We start from the raw sequence: 15,958 nt of genomic DNA on the forward strand, positions 1-15,958 counted from the left end.
CCCTTTGGCGATAAGGAAACCCCAATGACACTCGGACACCAGATCGCGTGGGACGATACGGTCCTGCCTTTCCAACTTGATGCCAGCGACATCCGCGGCCGTGTTGCGCGGCTGGACGGGGCGTTGAATGGTATCCTGAAACAGCATGATTATCCGCCGCAGGTCGAAGCCTTGGTGGCCGAGATGGCGTTGCTGACTGCCTTGATCGGACAGACGATCAAACTGCGCTGGAAAATGCAGCTGCAGGTTCAGTCCAAGGGGGCTGTGCGCATGATTGCCACGGACTACTACGGCCCGGAGGCCGAGGGCGAACCCGCGCGGATCAGGGCCTACGCCAGCTATGACGCGGACCGGTTGACCGATGCGGCCCCGTTCGATCAGGTCGGCGAAGGGTATTTTGCGATCATGATCGATCAGGGCCAAGGCATGGCCCCCTATCAGGGGATCACGCCGCTGGAAGGCGGGTCGCTCGCGGCCTGTGCAGAGACGTATTTTGCGCAATCAGAGCAATTGCCGACACGCTTCTCGCTGAGCTTCGGGAAGTCGACCGAACCCGGTGTGGCCGAGCACTGGCGCGCGGGGGGCGTCATGCTGCAGCATATGCCCAAGGCATCGCCCTTCGTGGCGGAGGGCGATGGCAACGGTGAAACGCTCACCGCGGCAGATCTGGTTCAGGACGATGAGGCGGAGAACTGGAACCGCGCGAACATCCTGCTCGACACGGTTGAAGAGATTGAGCTGATCGGTCCGACGCTGGCACCGAATGATCTGTTGCTGCGCCTCTTTCACGAGGAACAGCCGCGGGTCTTTGATGCGCAAACCGTCCGGTTCGGGTGCACCTGCTCGGAAGATCGCGTGCGTCAGAGCCTGTCGATTTATTCGGCACGGGATATCGAAAAGATGACGACGGATCAGGGGCGCGTCACGGCGGACTGCCAGTTTTGCGGCGCGCATTACGATCTCGACCCTTTGTCGGTTGGGTTCGAAGCCGAAAAAAGTGGCGATGAAGCCTGATCTGGAGACATTGCGCGCGGCGCTGGGCCGTCCCGGCCGCCCGTCGTCTGATTTTGACCTGAACCCGGAGACGGTTCTGCCCGCCGGGCGCAAATTGCGTCCGGCGGGTGTTCTGGCACCCATCGTGGCACAGGACGACGGGCTGCACCTGCTGCTGACCAAACGCTCCTCCGCGCTGAAACATCACCCGGGTCAGATCGCCTTTCCGGGCGGCAAGCAGGATGAGGGCGATGCGGATGTCACCGCCGCCGCGCTGCGTGAAGCGCATGAGGAAATCGGTCTGCCGTCGGGCAATGTCCAGGTGCTTGGCACCCTGCCCGCGCATGAAACGGTGACGGGGTTCATTGTCACACCGGTCATCGGCCTTGTGACCGATCCCTTCGAGATTGTGCCGGAGCGGGGCGAGGTGGAGGAGGTCTTCTCCGTCCCGCTGACCCATGTGATGACAGAGGCGAATTACGTGATCCAATCGCGGCGCTGGCGGGGGCAGCAGCGGTCGTATTTCGCGGTGCCTTACGGCCCCTATTACATCTGGGGCGCAACTGCGCGTATGTTGCGGGCATGGACCGACCAGATTTCGCAATAATCCCCGCGGACACCCCCTGGCTGACCGACCCGGCGGTGCGTGCCGTCTGTGATGCGCTGGGCGGGAAAGAGGTTTTCATGGTCGGCGGCTGCGTGCGCGATGCGGTGCTCGGGCTCAATGGGTCGGACGTGGACATGGCCACGCCGCTGACACCGCAGGAAGTGATGCGGCGTGCCGAGACTGCGGGCCTGAAAACCGTGCCCACCGGGATAGATCACGGTACGGTCACTGTCGTGGCGCAGGGCACAGGCTTTGAGGTCACCACCTTTCGGCAGGATGTAGACACGGATGGGCGCCGCGCCACGGTTGCCTTTTCAACGGACATCGCACAAGACGCGCGGAGGCGGGATTTCACGCTCAACGCTCTTTATGCCACGCCGGAGGGTCGAATCATCGATCCGCTGGGCGGGCTGCCGGATTGTCTGGCGCGGCGTATTCGCTTTATCGAAAACGCGCAGGACCGCATTCGCGAAGACTATTTGCGGGTGTTGCGGTTCTTTCGGTTTCATGCCTGGTATGCAGACCCCGAAAACGGGTTCGACCCCGAGGCTTTGGATGCGATTGCCTCCAACACCGATGGGTTGGAGAGGTTGTCGGCAGAACGCGTGGGCATGGAGATGCGCAAGCTGCTGGCTGCACCAAATCCGGTGCCTGCTGTCGCCGTGATGCATCAATCCGGTGTTCTGGTGCGTGTGCTGCCGGGGGGTGATCCAACCCTGCTGGGGCCGGTTGTGCATCTGGAAGAACGGTTGAACCGCCACCCTGACTGGCGTCTGCGCCTCGCGGCTCTGGGCGGTTCCGATGTGTGGGACCGGCTGCGGCTCAGCAGCAAGGATGCCAAAGTGTTGATGGCCCTGAAAGCTGCCATGGGCGAGATGACGCCAGCGCCTGAAATCGCCTACCGGCAGGGGTACGACATCGCTGCATCCGTGGTCATTCTGCGTGCGGCGTTGTCCAATCAACCCGCAGACGTACAGGCCCTTGAACCCTTGAAAGCAGCGGCCAAGGCCCGGTTTCCCGTGCGTGCGCAGGACCTTATGCCAGCCTTCACCGGTAAGGCGCTGGGGATGCATCTGGACGCGCTCGAACGGCGCTGGATCGCCTCCGGTTTCAAGCTCACACGTGAAGAATTGATGACACCGGAATGAAGTGGTCGACAAGTCGCCACATCTTTTGTACATACAAATCATCGAAACGGAGGAATACGAAATGTATCGCGGGATTTGGTTCACCTGACTTTGTCATAACCACGCTCCTGAAGGCCTGCACCGCAGCGCCCGATCATTTCGAAATTTCCGACGAAGGCCCCCACCATGTTCCGTTTCTTTGAACGTCTTGTAGACCCCTATTGCCCTTATACAGAGACAAATACGCCGCCGCAGACGCTGTGGCCGTTCATGCTGCAATACGCCCGGCCTTTCAGAAAGGTCTTTGTCTGGGCAGGCATCATGTCGGTCATTGTGGCCGCGATCGAGATCAGCCTGATCTTCTACATGGGCCGCGTGGTTGATGTGCTGGAAGGGGAGCCCGAAACCGTCTGGGACACCTATGGTACCGAGCTGATTCTCGTGGCGATATTCATCCTGACCGCGCGGCCGTTGCTGCAGGCGCTGGATGTCTTGCTGCTGAACAATGCCATTCTGCCGAACTTCGGCACGATGATCCGATGGCGGGCGCATCGGCAGGTGCTGCGGCAATCGGTGGGCTGGTTCGAGAACGATTTTGCCGGGCGGATCGCCAACCGGATCATGCAGACGCCGCCCGCCGCCGGTGAGGTTGTCTTTCAGGTCTTCGACGCGATCTCCTTTTCGCTGGCCTATCTGCTGGGCGCCGCGATCCTGTTGTCCACCTCCGACCCGCGGCTGTTGATCCCCCTGCTGGGGTGGTTTTTGCTCTACGGGCTGTTGCTGCGCTGGACTATCAAACGCGTTGGCCCCGCGTCGCAGGCGGCGTCCAATGCGCGGTCGGTGGTGACCGGGCGCGTGGTCGATGCCTATACCAACATCCATTCGGTGAAGATGTTCGCGCATCACGAACAGGAGCTGGACTACGCCAAGGAGGCCATCGAGGAGACGCGCAGGACTTTCCAGGTCGAGATGCGGATTTTCACCCTCATGGATGTGTCGCTGGTGCTGCTTAACGGTGTGCTGATCGTGGGCGTTGTAGGCTGGGCCATCCTGCTGTGGATGCAGGGGACGGCGAGCGTGGGCGTTGTTGCGGCGGCCACGGCGCTGACCCTGCGGCTGAACGCCATGACGGGCTGGATCATGTGGGCGCTAACCACGTTCTTTCGCGAGCTGGGCGTGGTTGCCGAGGGCATGGAGACCATCGCGCAGCCCGTGACCCTGACCGATGATAAGCACGCGACGCCGCTGAAACTGACCGATGGCACCATCGAGGTCAAAGGGTTGTCGCACCACTACGGGCGCGAGTCCGGCGGGTTGGACGGCATCGATCTGACCATCCGGCGGGGCGAGAAAATCGGCCTCGTGGGCCGGTCCGGTGCCGGGAAATCGACGCTGGTGAAGCTGCTGCTGCGGTTCTATGACCCTGAGCGAGGGCAAATCCTGATCGATGGTCAGGACATCACCAGGGTTCAGCAGGATACACTGCGTCTGGCGATTGGCATGGTGCAACAGGACAGCTCGCTTCTGCATCGCTCGGTCCGGGACAATATCCTCTACGGACGCGTGGATGCAACCGAAGAGGATATGTTTGCCGCCGCCCGGCAGGCGCAGGCGCATGAATTCATTCTCGATCTGGAGGACCCGCAGGGCCGCCGGGGCTATGATGCGCAGGTGGGCGAGCGCGGCGTAAAACTGTCGGGCGGTCAGCGGCAGCGGGTCACGCTGGCGCGGGTCATTCTGAAAAACGCGCCGATCCTGCTGCTGGATGAGGCGACAAGCGCGCTCGACAGTGAAGTGGAGGCGGCTATTCAGGATACGCTCTATGGCATGATGAAGGGCAAAACCGTGATCGCGATTGCGCACCGCCTGTCGACCATTGCCCAGATGGACCGGATTCTGGTGCTGGATCAGGGGCGCATTGTCGAAGATGGCAGCCATGACGCGCTTTTGGCCCAAGGCGGACTATATGCAGACTTCTGGGCCCGGCAGTCGGGCGGATTTCTGGCCATTGAGGAGGCGTCGTGAAGATATCAGACTGGATTGATGCCTTCCGGCCTGCGGAAGGCCCACCGCCACAGACGCTTGGCGCCTTCATGCGGTGGTGCCTGAGCGGGTCCTGGCCTGCGCTCTGGCTCGCCGCCTTCCTGTCTGCCGCCGCCGGGGCGATGGAGGCGGGCACCGCGTTGATCCTGGGCCTTGTCATTGATGCCACGGCGAGCGCTGGGCCAGAGGCGTTTTTTGACGGTCGGAACATCGGGATGATCGTTGCGGCGGTGGCGTTTTTCATGGTGGCACGGCCGATATTCTTTGGTCTCTCGGCCTCGGCCAATGCGATCATCGTGCAGCCCAATGTGAACCCGCTGGTCCTGTCGCGGCTGCATCGCTGGACGCTGGGGCAGACGGTTGGGTTTTTCGACGATGATTTCGCAGGCCGGATCGCGCAGAAGCAGATGCAGGCAGCACGCGCTGTGACGGATGTGGTGTCGGAGGCGATCAACGTCGTCGCCTTTGCGCTGGCCTCGCTGGCCGGCTCGGTGCTGTTGCTGTTGGCGATTGATCTGCGGGTCGCGCTGGGGTTTGCCGTCTGGCTGGTGCTTTACTTCGCCATGATCAACTGGTTCCTGCCACGCGTCCGCAAACGCTCCGCTGGTCGCGCAGGGGCCCGGGCGATGGTCTCGGGTCAGGTGGTGGACACGATCACCAACATCAAGACGGTCAAGCTTTTTGCCCATGCGGATCACGAAGACCGCGCCGCCCTTGGCGCGATGCAGACCTTTCGCGCGCGGGCTTTGGAATTCGGATACCTCGCCGCAGGGTTCCGGTTTTCGCTGATGACGCTGGCCGGGTTGCTGCCCGTGCTCCTGCTGGGGGGCACGATCCTGCTCTGGCAATCGGGGCAGGCGAGCCAGGGGGATATCGTGGCGGCAGGTGCAGTGGCCATCCGCATCGCGCAGATGACCGGTTGGGTCAGTTTCACGCTGATGGCGATCTACTCCAACATCGGCGAGATCGAAGACGGCATTCGCACGCTAACCCCGCGCAATCGTGTCGAGGATGACCCCAATGCCAGCGCCTTACGGGTGCCTGACGGGCAGATCGTGCTGCGCGATATCGGCTTTGCCTACGGGCGGGACACCGGCGGCGTGCGGGACATCAATCTGACCATTAAGCCCGGCGAAAAGCTGGGGATCGTTGGCGCCTCCGGTGTGGGTAAATCGACGTTGGTGGCGCTGCTCTTGCGGCTCTACGATGCCGAAGAGGGTGCCATCGAGATCGATGGGCAGGACGTCACCGGCGTCACGCAGGAAAGCCTGCGCCGCAACATCGGGATGGTCACACAGGAAACGGCCATGTTTAATCGATCCGCGCTCGATAACATTATCTACGGGCGGCCTGACGCGGGTGAGGACGCGGTGATCGCGGCGGCGAAGAAGGCCGAAGCGCATGAATTCATCCTGGGGCTGGTCGATCACCGGGGGCGTACCGGCTACGAGGCGCATCTGGGCGAGCGGGGCGTGAAGCTTTCAGGCGGTCAGCGGCAACGGATTGCCCTGGCGCGCGCCATTCTCAAAGACGCACCCATTCTGGTGCTGGACGAAGCGACAAGCGCGCTGGACAGCGAGGTTGAGGCCGCGATTCAGACCGCACTTGAGCGGGTGATGGACGGCAAGACGGTTCTGGCCATCGCGCACCGCCTGTCGACGCTCACGGAAATGGACCGGATCATCGTCATGGATGACGGGCAGATCGTCGAGAATGGCAGCCACGAGGAATTGCTGGCCAAGGGTGGGCTCTACGCGCAGTATTGGGACCGGCAGTCGGGTGGGTTCATCCGGACGCAAGCGGCGGAATAGGGGCTTTTGCGCCGGTCGATCCTGCCGTAAGGCAGGCGGCATGACGGAATTCGTAATCAAGCATCTGGGCGTTGAGGGAGATGGCGTGGCTAACGGCCCCCTCTTTGCGCCGCTGACCCTGCCGGGGGAGACTATCACGGGGCAGGTGCACGGGTCTGCCCTGCAGGATGTGAAGGTCCTGACCCCATCTGACCGTCGGGTCGCCCCTCCTTGCCGCCATTTCAAATCCTGTGGTGGCTGCCAGCTGCAGCATGCGGATGATGATTTTGTCGCCGCGTGGAAGGTCGATGTGGTGCGGCGTGCGCTGGAAGCCCAAGGGTTAGAGACTGTTTTAAGGCCGATCCAGACGTCGCCCGCTCAATCCCGCAGACGCGCCGGCTTTGCCGCGCGCCGCACCAAGAAGGGGGCCTTGGCCGGGTTCCATGGGCGGGCGTCGGATACCATTGTGGCCATTCCGGATTGTAAACTGGTGGCACCGGAGGTGCTGAACGGGATGCAGGTGGCGGAAACGCTGGCCACCGCGGGGGCGAGCCGCAAAACGCCACTTTCCGTCATGGTCACGACAACCAAAACCGGCCTCGATGTGGCGGTCAGCAATGGCAAACCGCTGGACGGACCCTTGCGTCAGCACCTCGCAGCGATCTGCGACCAGATGGGGCTGGCGCGTCTGACGTGGGCGGATGAGGTTGTCGCCATGCGCACCCCGCCGGTCCATGCGCTGGACGGTATCGACATCACGCCGCCACCCGGTGCCTTTTTGCAGGCCACGGCCCATGGAGAGGCGGCGCTGCTGGCCGCCGTGCGGGAGATCACCGAGGGCGCCACGCGGATCATTGATCTCTTTGCAGGATGCGGGACTTTCGCCTTGCCTCTGGCGCGGACCGCCGAGGTTCACGCCGTTGAAGGCGCGCCCGAGATGATTGCGGCGCTGGATCAGGGATGGCGCAAGGCGGATGGGTTGAAAACCGTCACGTCCGAGGCCCGCGACCTGTTCCGGCGGCCGCTCTTGCCGGATGAGATGCGCAAGGCGCAGGCGATCGTGCTGGACCCGCCACGCGCAGGGGCCGAGGCGCAGGTGGCTGAGTTGGCAAAGACAACGACACCCCGCATTGCCTATGTTTCCTGCAACCCGGTGAGTTTCGCCCGCGACGCCCAGGTTTTGGTAAACGCGGGCTTTACACTTGATTGGGTACAAGTGGTCGATCAATTCCGCTGGTCGGCCCATGTAGAGCTTGCCGCCAGCTTCACCGCCCCCCATATGCGCGGATAGCTCTTGAGGAGAGATCGATGACGGTGCGCGAAAAACTGGATGTCTGGCTGGATCAGACCTGGGTGATCAACCTTGTGATGGGGGTGATCATTTTCAACGCGATTCTGCTGGGGATGGAAACGTCACCGACCCTGATGGCGCAGGCGGGCACGTTGATCGTTGCGCTGGATACGGTCTGTCTGGGGTTTTTCATCGCGGAACTGCTGTTGAAGATTTTCGCGCGGGGGAAACGGTTTTTCAAAAGCGGCTGGAACCTCTTTGATTTTGCCATTGTCACCGCGGCGCTGATTCCGGGCTCACAAACCATGTCGGTGCTGCGCGCCCTGCGGATTTTGCGGGTGCTGCGGGTCATCTCGGTGGCGCCGCGCCTGCGCCGCGTGGTCGAGGGGTTTGTCACTGCGCTGCCGGGCATGGCGAGCGTCTTCGTGCTGATGGCGATCATTTTCTACATCGGTGCGGTGATCGCGACCAAGCTCTTTGCCGCCAGTTTCCCCGACTGGTTCGGCTCGCTGGCGCTAAGCGGGTATACCCTGTTCCAGATCATGACGTTGGAAAGCTGGTCCATGGGAATCGTGCGCCCGGTCATGGAAGTCTACCCCTACGCATGGGTGTTTTTCGTGCCCTTCATCATGATCACGACCTTCGCCGTGGTGAACCTGCTCGTGGGTCTGATCGTGAACTCCATGCAGGACGCGCATCAGGAAGAGGCGGGCGCGGTGACCGATGCCTACCGTGACGAAGTGCTCACCCGTTTGATTGCAATCGAAAAACAACTGGCGAAAAAATCGGACACCTGACAAATTTGTGAGGTGGTTTAACCGATTTTCCATGATAACCGTGCCACAAGAGCAGAATGTCGAAAAGACAAACGGGACAGCAGAAAATGCGTCGCAGAGATTTGATGATCACAACGGCCGCCGCGGTGGCGTTGGGGGGCTGTGCAGGCAGTTCAAAGTTTCGCCGGTATGATGGGCCGGAGGTCACATATGTCGTGGTCAACAAAGGCCAGCGTCGGATGCATCTTTTGCATCACGATGCGCTGCTGAAAAGCTATGATATCAATCTGGGATTTGCACCGATTGGTCACAAGCAGGTCGAAGGCGACGGCAAAACACCGGAAGGTGTCTACCGCATTGATCGCCGCAATCCGAACTCTCAGTTTCACCTGTCATTGGGGATCTCTTACCCGAATGTAAATGATGTCGCCCTGGCCAAGGCCATGGGGAAATCTCCGGGGGGTGACATCTTTATCCACGGTCAGAAAAACCCGTTCAGGCGAGACGACAAGGATTGGACCTGGGGATGTATCTCCGTCACCAACGATGAGATGGAAGAGATTTATGCGATGGTGCGTGATAACACGCTGATCTCTCTGAACGCCTGACGATCAGACCGGGCCGGCACCGGGAATCGTACTGCCGGTGACCAGCGTCCACCAGATTTTGCCATTGTTTTCCTGAAACCACGAAAACCCCATCTGGGTCGCATCCGGCGACAGGATCACGCGGCGCGTATCTGGCTTTTCCATCCAGGCCGCCAGTGTTTCCAGTTCGGATTCATATGTCTCTGAGATGTTCTCGCCGATGAGAACGCCGGGGTATCCCACGCGCTGCACCCGATCAATTGGCGAGGATCCATCAGAGCCAAAATGCCATGGACGATTTTGGATGGACATGTCGCGGGAATGGGTCGCGGCGGCCGCATTCAGCTTGGGATCAAGTTCGAGGGGGGTCTGCCCCGAGGCGCTGCGCAGCGCGTTCACGGAGTCCAACATGCGAAATTGGATTTTGCCCGTATCCCCGCGACCGATTCGGTAAAGTTGGGGTGCATCCGCGCCACCGGTGACGACCGGCCCGGGCGCGCAGGCCGCCAATGTTAACCCCAGCACGAGAAAAATCGAAATCAGGCGGATCATTTTGCACTCCTTAAGCGTTGCTTTACCGCATATCTTGCAATGCGTTGTAATTCAAACGCACATCAGGGCATGAAGTTCAGATGACAAGTGTTTGATTTGCGACTGCGACTTTCGCGCAATAAACTGCGCGGAATTTCTTGTCTTTCGTGCATATGGAGGCATCCGATGTCTGTTAAACGTTTCAAATCCCCAAGCCGCCGGTCCTTCCTGGCTGGCAGCGCAGCCATGTTGGCCACGCCTGCGATTGCGCAGGACGCCTCTTCCGTGAATTCAGCTGCGACCACGCAGGGCGAGCGCGATCTGAGCGAGGTTGTGCGCCGGAATATTTCCAGCTTTCGCACACTGGACTGGCGCCCCTATTTCTCCAACCTGAAAAACGGTGCCGTATTGGTGGATATCGATAGTCGCGCCCTGCATTACTGGGCCGAAGATGAAAGCTTCTACAAGCTGTATCCGTCAAGTGTCCCGCTGACCGAGGAGTTAACGCGGCGCGGGCGCACGAAAATCGTGCGCAAAGTCGAGGGCCCCAGCTGGCGGCCGACACCATCCATGCTGAAGCGCAATCCGGAATGGCCGGAGTACATTGGCCCCGGTCCCGATAACCCGATGGGAACACACGCACTTTACCTCAGCTGGACCTATTACCGTATCCACGGAACGCACGATACACGCAAAATCGGGCGGCAATCCTCGAACGGCTGCATCGGTCTTTACAACGAGCATATCGCCGAGCTTTTCGGGCTGACCAAGGTCGGTACGCAAGTGTTGCTAATTTGACGACATTAACCTTGATCTGTTGGGCGGCGGGGGAATCCAGTTTGCAAACATCACGTTATGATGCTTTACCAACAATCACGAGGTAAGTCTTGGGTGCGTGCTATCGCTTTGCGTGGCTCGCCGATTCTGGAGGTTATGATATGAAAAAACTCGTTCTCGCCGCTGCTCTGACAGCCGCCGCATCGACAGCATACGCAGGTTCGCTTGCAGAGCCAGTCGTTGAAGCACCAGTTGTGGTTCAAGAAGCAGAAAGCTCGTCTTCCGGCGTTCTTCTGCCGATCCTGCTTCTGATCATTGTTGCTGCTGCCATTTCCTAATCGGAAATTCAGTACTGCAGTTTAAAAAGGCGGTGTGTTTTGCACCGCCTTTTTTACGTTTAAAAGGTGATGTGACGACGTCAGTCGATCCATCCCTTGAGATTGTCATCGATCACATTCGACAGAGCTTCGATATGGGCCCGGTCATCGTTGAGGCAGGGAATATAGGTGAAGGTTTCGCCCCCCGCTTCCTCAAAGCTCTCCTTGATCTCTTCATTGATCTCTTCGAGCGTCTCGATGCAGTCAGCTGAAAATGCAGGAGCACAGACTGCGATATTCTTCTTGCCCGCTTCCGCCAGACGCGCGACCTCTTCGACGGTGTAGGGCTGCAGCCACTCTTCGGGGCCGAACTTCGACTGGAATGTCGTTGTGATTTCAGTGTCTTTCCAGCCAAGACGTTCCTTGAGAAGCCGTGTCGTCTTCTGGCATTGGCAGTGGTAGGGGTCACCCTCCATCAGATAGCGGATGGGCACCCCGTGATAGGAACAGACCAGGATATCGGGCCTCTTTTCCATGTGGCCATAGGCCCGCTCAATCGATTGCGCCAGCGCTTCGATGTAGTCGGTTCGGTCGAAATAGGGCTCCACGGTGCGGGTCACCGGCTGCCACTTTTCATAGGTCAGCGCGCGAAAGAATTCGTCGTTTGCCGTGGCCGACGTGGCCCCCGCGTAGTGCGGATAGAGCGGGAAAAACAGGATTTTCCGACATCCCGCCGCAGTCATGGCGGCCACCTTTGACCGGGTCGACGGGTTGCCGTAGCGCATGCAGAAATCCACCATCACTTCGTCACCGTGGCGCTTGTGCATTTCGGCGGTGATCTTGGCGGCTTGCGCCTTGGTGATGGTCATCAACGGGCTTTCACCCTCTGCCTCGTTCCAGATGGATTTATAGGCGGCGCCGCTGGAAAACGGACGTTTCGACAGGATGATCAACTGCAAAAGCGGTTGCCAGATCCACGGGCTGTAGTCGATCACCCGGCGGTCGGACAGGAATTCGTTCAGATAGCGGCGCATCGACCAATAATCGTAATTGTCCGGCGTGCCGAGATTCGCAAGCAGAATGCCCACCTTGGGTGTTGCGACCTCGGGATGGTCGTCTTTGGCATGTGCCGGGCGCACGGTCACGGGCGCGGAGGCGCGGCTGTCCAGCATGATATGGTCCTTGTGCAGCACGTATGCGCCTCAGATAGACAGTTTTACGCGGGCGTCAATCGCGCAGGGGGGTTTCAGGTACTGCCAGAGCATCCGCCAGACGCTGGCGGGCGGAGCCGGGGCGCAGCGGTTTTTGCTGGCTTTCATCCGGGGCCCATCCGGTCAGGAACACCATTTCGAACGTGGCCGGGATACGACCCTCACCCGTGGCGTAATGCGCAGTATAGAGCCGCGACGTCTCTTCAAAAAGCGCCCGGCGCGTCGGTGTACGGTGCCGGTCGTGCAGCACGTTGCTTTCCCCCATCGCCCGCAGATCCCGCATCAGGTGCCAGGCGTCGCGGTATTCCACCGTCAGGGTGAGACTATCTGCCACGGGCAGGGCGAGGCCTGCGCGCTGCAGCAAGGCCCCCAGATCGCGGATTTCCCCCATGGGTGCGATGCGTGGTGACAGCCCGCCGGTCAGCGCGATTTCCGCCTGACCAAGACAGCTGCGCAATTGCTCAAGTGTTTGCCCGCCCAGGCTTGCCACGATCAACATGCCATCCGGTTTCAGCGCGCGACGGCATTGGATCAGCTGGCCCACCGGGTCGTTTGCCCAATGCAGCCCCATCGCGTGGATGACCAGATCGTGGGCGGCTTCGGATAAATCCAGTCGATCACTGTCTGCGCAGATCTCCGCATTCGGCAGTCGTGGCATCCAGACTTGCGGGAAAGGCGTCACAACAGCGGGCGTTGTAAACGACCTGTTAACCATCATGAGGCGATCCTGCACTTCGTCCGCCGCGGCCTCTTGCAGAAAGAGCGCGTCGGCGCGCGCACGGTGTCGCTGCAACGCAGGGATGTCGGTCAGGGTTTTAGGGCCAGTCATGAAGGGGACAATAGGGTGGCGGAACTGAGTTTTCAAACAGCGGTCTCGATGATCTATCCGCCACGGTGCCTGGGCTGTGGCGGCAAGGTGCTGAGCGACTTTGGTCTTTGCGGGACCTGTTGGCGCGATACCCTTTTTATCGGCGGTTCGATTTGTGATTGCTGCGGGACGCCGCTGCCGGGGGAGGATCATTCGGATACACTTAAATGTGATGACTGCATGCGCACGCCGCGCCCCTGGAAACAGGGTCGGTCAGCGTTGATCTACAAGGATAACGGCAGGCGGCTGGTGCTGGGCCTGAAGCACGGCGACCGGCAGGAGATCGCAAAGCCTGCGGCACAGTGGATGGCGCAGGCAATGGCGGATTTGCCCAAGGACAATATGATCATCGCCCCCGTGCCGCTGCATTGGACGCGGATGATCAAGCGACGCTACAACCAGTCTGCACTTTTGGCCCAAGCCCTTGCAAAAAATGTAGGATTACCCGTTTGTCCGGACCTTTTGCAGCGGCAAAAACGTACGCTGCCGATGGAAGGTATGACGCGGGAAGTACGGTTCTCATCCGTCAAGGGTGCGATCTCGGTGCATCCACGGCGCAGGCACCGGCTGGTATCGCGTCCGGTGCTGATCGTTGATGATGTGTTCACCTCCGGGGCGACGCTTTCGGCGGCTGCGGATGCCTGCCTTGCAGCAGGGTCAGGGCCGGTATACGTCGTAACACTGGCACGCGTGGTCAAGGATGCCTAAGTTCCTCACCAACGCTTCGCGCAATGAGGAAAGACTAGGATGCAAACCGTTGAAATTTACACTTCGCCGCTCTGTGGCTTTTGCCATGCGGCCAAACGCCTGCTGAAACAGAAAGGCATCGACTTCGCCGAGGTCGATGTCTGGGCGAACCCGGACCGCAAGCCGGAGATGATCCAGCGCGCGAATGGTGGGCGCACCGTGCCGCAGATTTTCGTCGGTGAAACCCATGTGGGCGGTTGCGATGATCTCTACGCGCTCGAACGGGCCGGGAAACTCGACACGCTTCTGGCGGCATGAGAACCGCCCTACTGCAGCTGAATGTCTCTGACGATCCCGTGGCGAACCTGGAGGGCACGCTCGGGTATCTGCGACAGGCGGCTGCGGAGGGGGCGGAATTCATCCTGACGCCCGAAGTCACGAATTGCGTCTCTACCAGTCGCGCGCACCAGAAGGATGTGCTGCAGCTTGAGGCGGATGACATCACGTTGGCAGCCCTGCGCAAAGAGGCAAAGGCCTTGGGTCTCTGGCTGTTGATCGGCTCTCTGGGTCTGAAGACAACCGATGCGGACGGTCGCTTTGCCAATCGATCGTTCATGATCAACCCCGGTGGCGAGATCGTCGCGCGTTACGATAAAATCCATATGTTCGACGTGGATGTCACACCCGAGGAAACATGGCGCGAATCCGAGGGGTATCGTCCCGGGACGCAGGCTGTTGTCGCGAATACTGCCTTTGGCCCCGTCGGTCTAAGCATCTGCTACGATCTGCGATTTCCCAAACTGCACGCCGCACTTGCGAATGCAGGTGCGCAGGTTCTGACGGTCCCCGCCGCTTTTTCACCTGTGACCGGTGCCGCGCATTGGCACGCATTGTTGCGGGCGCGCGCCATCGAAACCGGGTGCTTTGTCCTCGCTCCGGCGCAGACAGGTTTGCACGCCAGCGCGGGCCATAAAACACGTCGCACCTACGGGCATTCGCTGGTCGTAACCCCTTGGGGTGAGGTCCAAATGGACGCAGGAGAGGCGCCGGGCGTTTACATCACGGACCTCGATATGGGAGAAGTGGCCAAGGCTCGGGCCCGCGTGCCCAGCCTTGAGAATGCGCGACCCTTTGATGGACCCTGATGAACGAAGACAGAAATGCCTTGGCGATTGCGCTCTTTAGCGAAGTGCTCGCAGCGGACCAGATGGTGCGCGCGCGCCTGAGCAAGGTGTTGCCGAAGGGCATGGAAATCTCTCACTTTTCGGTGCTCAACCATCTGGCACGTACGATGGACGAACGCACGCCGGCGCAGCTGGCAGAGACATTTCATGTCACCCGCGGGGCCATGACAAATACATTGAGTAAGCTGGAGTGGGCCGGTTACGTGCATATTCGGCCCGATTGGGACGACGCCCGGCGCAAGATGGTCGCGATCAGCCCGGCGGGACGGCAGGCGCGCGACCATGCGGTGGGATCAATCACGCCGCTGATCAATCAGGTGGTCGAAAAGCTGGGCGATGCCCAGGTGCGCGAAGCGCTGCCGATCCTGCGTGAAATGCGCCGTCAGCTGGGCGAAGACACCTAGGCCGGTTTCAGGCTGGCGGTCACGTAGTTCACGCTCAGATCCCGGTCCGACAGCCGCCAGGACCAGGTGAGCGGGTTGAAGACGAACCCTTTGCGATCCACCGGATCGAGGCCCGCCTGCCGCATCAGGTCATAAAGTTCATCCGGCGTGATGAATTTCGACCATTCATGCGTGCCTTTGGGCAGCCAGCGCATCACATGCTCCGCGCCGATGATCGCCATCATGTAGGATTTCGGGTTCCGGTTCAGGGTGGAGCAGATGTGCAGCCCACCGGGTTTCAGCAGTGTGCGACAGGCGATCAGGTAGTCGATGGGCGAGGCCACGTGCTCCACCACTTCCATGTTGAGGACCGCGTCGAATTGCTCGCCCGCCTCGGCCATATCCTCGGCTGTGGTGTGACGATAGTCGATCACCAGCCCGGATTGTTCCGCGTGGATTTTCGCAACCGGGATGTTACGTTCGGCGGCATCAGCCCCGACAACATCCGCGCCCAGACGCGCCATGGGTTCCGCCAGCAGCCCGCCGCCGCAGCCGATATCCAGAATGCGCAGACCCTTGAACGGCGCTGGCGCCTTTAAATCACGGTCGAATTCGGCGGCGATCTGAGTGGTGATATAGTCGAGCCGGCAGGGGTTCAGCATGTGCAGCGGCTTGAACTTGCCGTTCTCGTCCCACCACTCCGCCGCCATCGCCTCGAATTTAGCAATCTCGGAGGGGTCAACCGTGGTTTGAGGCGCTTGCATTCTGATCTCCATGTGCTCAAGT

The 15,958-nt window shown here is 60.5% G+C and carries 18 protein-coding genes; 14 read left to right on the top strand and 4 right to left on the bottom strand.

All coding sequences use genetic code 11. The features are described 5' to 3' along the window. The first annotated feature begins 24 nt into the window (after window positions 1–24). From Q1A07_RS09235 to Q1A07_RS09270, 8 genes are all read left to right on the top strand, one after another. Window positions 25–1,014, top strand: a complete 990-nt coding sequence (locus tag Q1A07_RS09235) for an Hsp33 family molecular chaperone HslO (RefSeq protein ID WP_299780034.1) — start codon at window positions 25–27, stop codon at window positions 1,012–1,014. Beyond that, on the top strand, window positions 1,004–1,600 hold the full coding sequence (locus Q1A07_RS09240; RefSeq protein ID WP_299780036.1) for a CoA pyrophosphatase: 597 nt from the start codon (window positions 1,004–1,006) through the stop codon (window positions 1,598–1,600). The genes Q1A07_RS09235 and Q1A07_RS09240 overlap by 11 nt, the downstream gene beginning before the upstream one ends. After that, window positions 1,576–2,748, top strand: coding sequence for a CCA tRNA nucleotidyltransferase (locus tag Q1A07_RS09245; RefSeq protein ID WP_299780038.1), 1,173 nt, complete (start codon window positions 1,576–1,578; stop codon window positions 2,746–2,748). Before Q1A07_RS09240 ends, Q1A07_RS09245 begins: the two co-directional genes overlap by 25 nt. Window positions 2,749–2,913: 165 nt before the next feature. Then, window positions 2,914–4,752 carry an ABC transporter ATP-binding protein gene (locus tag Q1A07_RS09250; RefSeq protein WP_299780040.1) on the top strand — a complete coding sequence of 613 codons (1,839 nt, stop codon included), beginning with the start codon at window positions 2,914–2,916 and terminating at the stop codon, window positions 4,750–4,752. Then, on the top strand, window positions 4,749–6,581 hold the full coding sequence (locus Q1A07_RS09255) for an ABC transporter ATP-binding protein (RefSeq protein ID WP_299780042.1): 1,833 nt from the start codon (window positions 4,749–4,751) through the stop codon (window positions 6,579–6,581). The genes Q1A07_RS09250 and Q1A07_RS09255 overlap by 4 nt, the downstream gene beginning before the upstream one ends. A 40-nt stretch (window positions 6,582–6,621) precedes the next feature. Beyond that, window positions 6,622–7,851 (top strand): class I SAM-dependent RNA methyltransferase, encoded by a 1,230-nt coding sequence (locus Q1A07_RS09260; protein WP_299780044.1) that lies wholly within the window; start codon window positions 6,622–6,624, stop codon window positions 7,849–7,851. Between the two features lie 17 nt (window positions 7,852–7,868). Beyond that, on the top strand, window positions 7,869–8,648 hold the full coding sequence (locus Q1A07_RS09265; RefSeq protein ID WP_299780046.1) for an ion transporter: 780 nt from the start codon (window positions 7,869–7,871) through the stop codon (window positions 8,646–8,648). An 86-nt stretch (window positions 8,649–8,734) separates the two neighbouring features. Then, window positions 8,735–9,235, top strand: coding sequence for a L,D-transpeptidase family protein (locus tag Q1A07_RS09270; RefSeq protein ID WP_299780047.1), 501 nt, complete (start codon window positions 8,735–8,737; stop codon window positions 9,233–9,235). 3 nt (window positions 9,236–9,238) lie between these two features. On the opposite strand, the gene Q1A07_RS09275 is transcribed toward Q1A07_RS09270, so the two are convergent. After that, entirely contained in the window at window positions 9,239–9,766 is a 528-nt protein-coding gene (locus tag Q1A07_RS09275; RefSeq protein WP_299780048.1) for a CAP domain-containing protein, read from the bottom strand. Window positions 9,767–9,931: 165 nt separating this feature from the next. Here Q1A07_RS09275 and Q1A07_RS09280 point away from each other — a divergent pair, with 165 nt between their 5' ends. Both Q1A07_RS09280 and Q1A07_RS09285 read left to right on the top strand, forming a co-directional pair. Continuing rightward, on the top strand, window positions 9,932–10,543 hold the full coding sequence (locus Q1A07_RS09280; protein WP_299780049.1) for a L,D-transpeptidase: 612 nt from the start codon (window positions 9,932–9,934) through the stop codon (window positions 10,541–10,543). Between the two features lie 140 nt (window positions 10,544–10,683). Continuing rightward, window positions 10,684–10,860, top strand: a complete 177-nt coding sequence (locus Q1A07_RS09285; protein ID WP_299780050.1) for a hypothetical protein — start codon at window positions 10,684–10,686, stop codon at window positions 10,858–10,860. Between the two features lie 80 nt (window positions 10,861–10,940). Here the strand turns inward: Q1A07_RS09285 and hemH are convergent, their stop codons facing one another. Further along, entirely contained in the window at window positions 10,941–12,011 is a 1,071-nt protein-coding gene (gene hemH, locus Q1A07_RS09290; RefSeq protein WP_299780051.1) for a ferrochelatase, read from the bottom strand. A gap of 55 nt (window positions 12,012–12,066) precedes the next feature. Beyond that, window positions 12,067–12,879 carry a methyltransferase domain-containing protein gene (locus tag Q1A07_RS09295; RefSeq protein WP_299780052.1) on the bottom strand — a complete coding sequence of 271 codons (813 nt, stop codon included), beginning with the start codon at window positions 12,877–12,879 and terminating at the stop codon, window positions 12,067–12,069. Window positions 12,880–12,894: 15 nt separating this feature from the next. Here Q1A07_RS09295 and Q1A07_RS09300 point away from each other — a divergent pair, with 15 nt between their 5' ends. From Q1A07_RS09300 to Q1A07_RS09315, 4 genes are read left to right on the top strand one after another with little or no spacing between them, the layout of a single operon-like run. Next, a complete protein-coding gene (locus tag Q1A07_RS09300) occupies window positions 12,895–13,626 on the top strand; it encodes a ComF family protein (RefSeq protein ID WP_299780053.1) in 732 nt (243 codons plus the stop codon). Window positions 13,627–13,665: 39 nt separating this feature from the next. Further along, complete coding sequence (gene grxC / locus Q1A07_RS09305; RefSeq protein ID WP_299780054.1) at window positions 13,666–13,923, top strand: glutaredoxin 3; 258 nt, start codon at window positions 13,666–13,668, stop codon at window positions 13,921–13,923. Further along, entirely contained in the window at window positions 13,920–14,750 is an 831-nt protein-coding gene (locus tag Q1A07_RS09310) for a carbon-nitrogen hydrolase family protein (protein ID WP_299780055.1), read from the top strand. Before grxC ends, Q1A07_RS09310 begins: the two co-directional genes overlap by 4 nt. After that, window positions 14,750–15,193 carry a MarR family winged helix-turn-helix transcriptional regulator gene (locus Q1A07_RS09315; RefSeq protein ID WP_299780056.1) on the top strand — a complete coding sequence of 148 codons (444 nt, stop codon included), beginning with the start codon at window positions 14,750–14,752 and terminating at the stop codon, window positions 15,191–15,193. The genes Q1A07_RS09310 and Q1A07_RS09315 overlap by 1 nt, the downstream gene beginning before the upstream one ends. Here Q1A07_RS09315 and ubiG read toward each other — a convergent pair. Further along, window positions 15,190–15,936: a bifunctional 2-polyprenyl-6-hydroxyphenol methylase/3-demethylubiquinol 3-O-methyltransferase UbiG gene (ubiG, locus tag Q1A07_RS09320; RefSeq protein WP_299780057.1), complete on the bottom strand. Its 747-nt coding sequence runs from the start codon at window positions 15,934–15,936 to the stop codon at window positions 15,190–15,192. The two genes, Q1A07_RS09315 and ubiG, sit on opposite strands and share 4 nt — an antisense overlap. Window positions 15,937–15,958: the final 22 nt, after the last annotated feature.

Source organism: uncultured Roseobacter sp., assembly GCF_947492555.1.
In the GTDB taxonomy this organism is placed as follows: domain Bacteria; phylum Pseudomonadota; class Alphaproteobacteria; order Rhodobacterales; family Rhodobacteraceae; genus Roseobacter.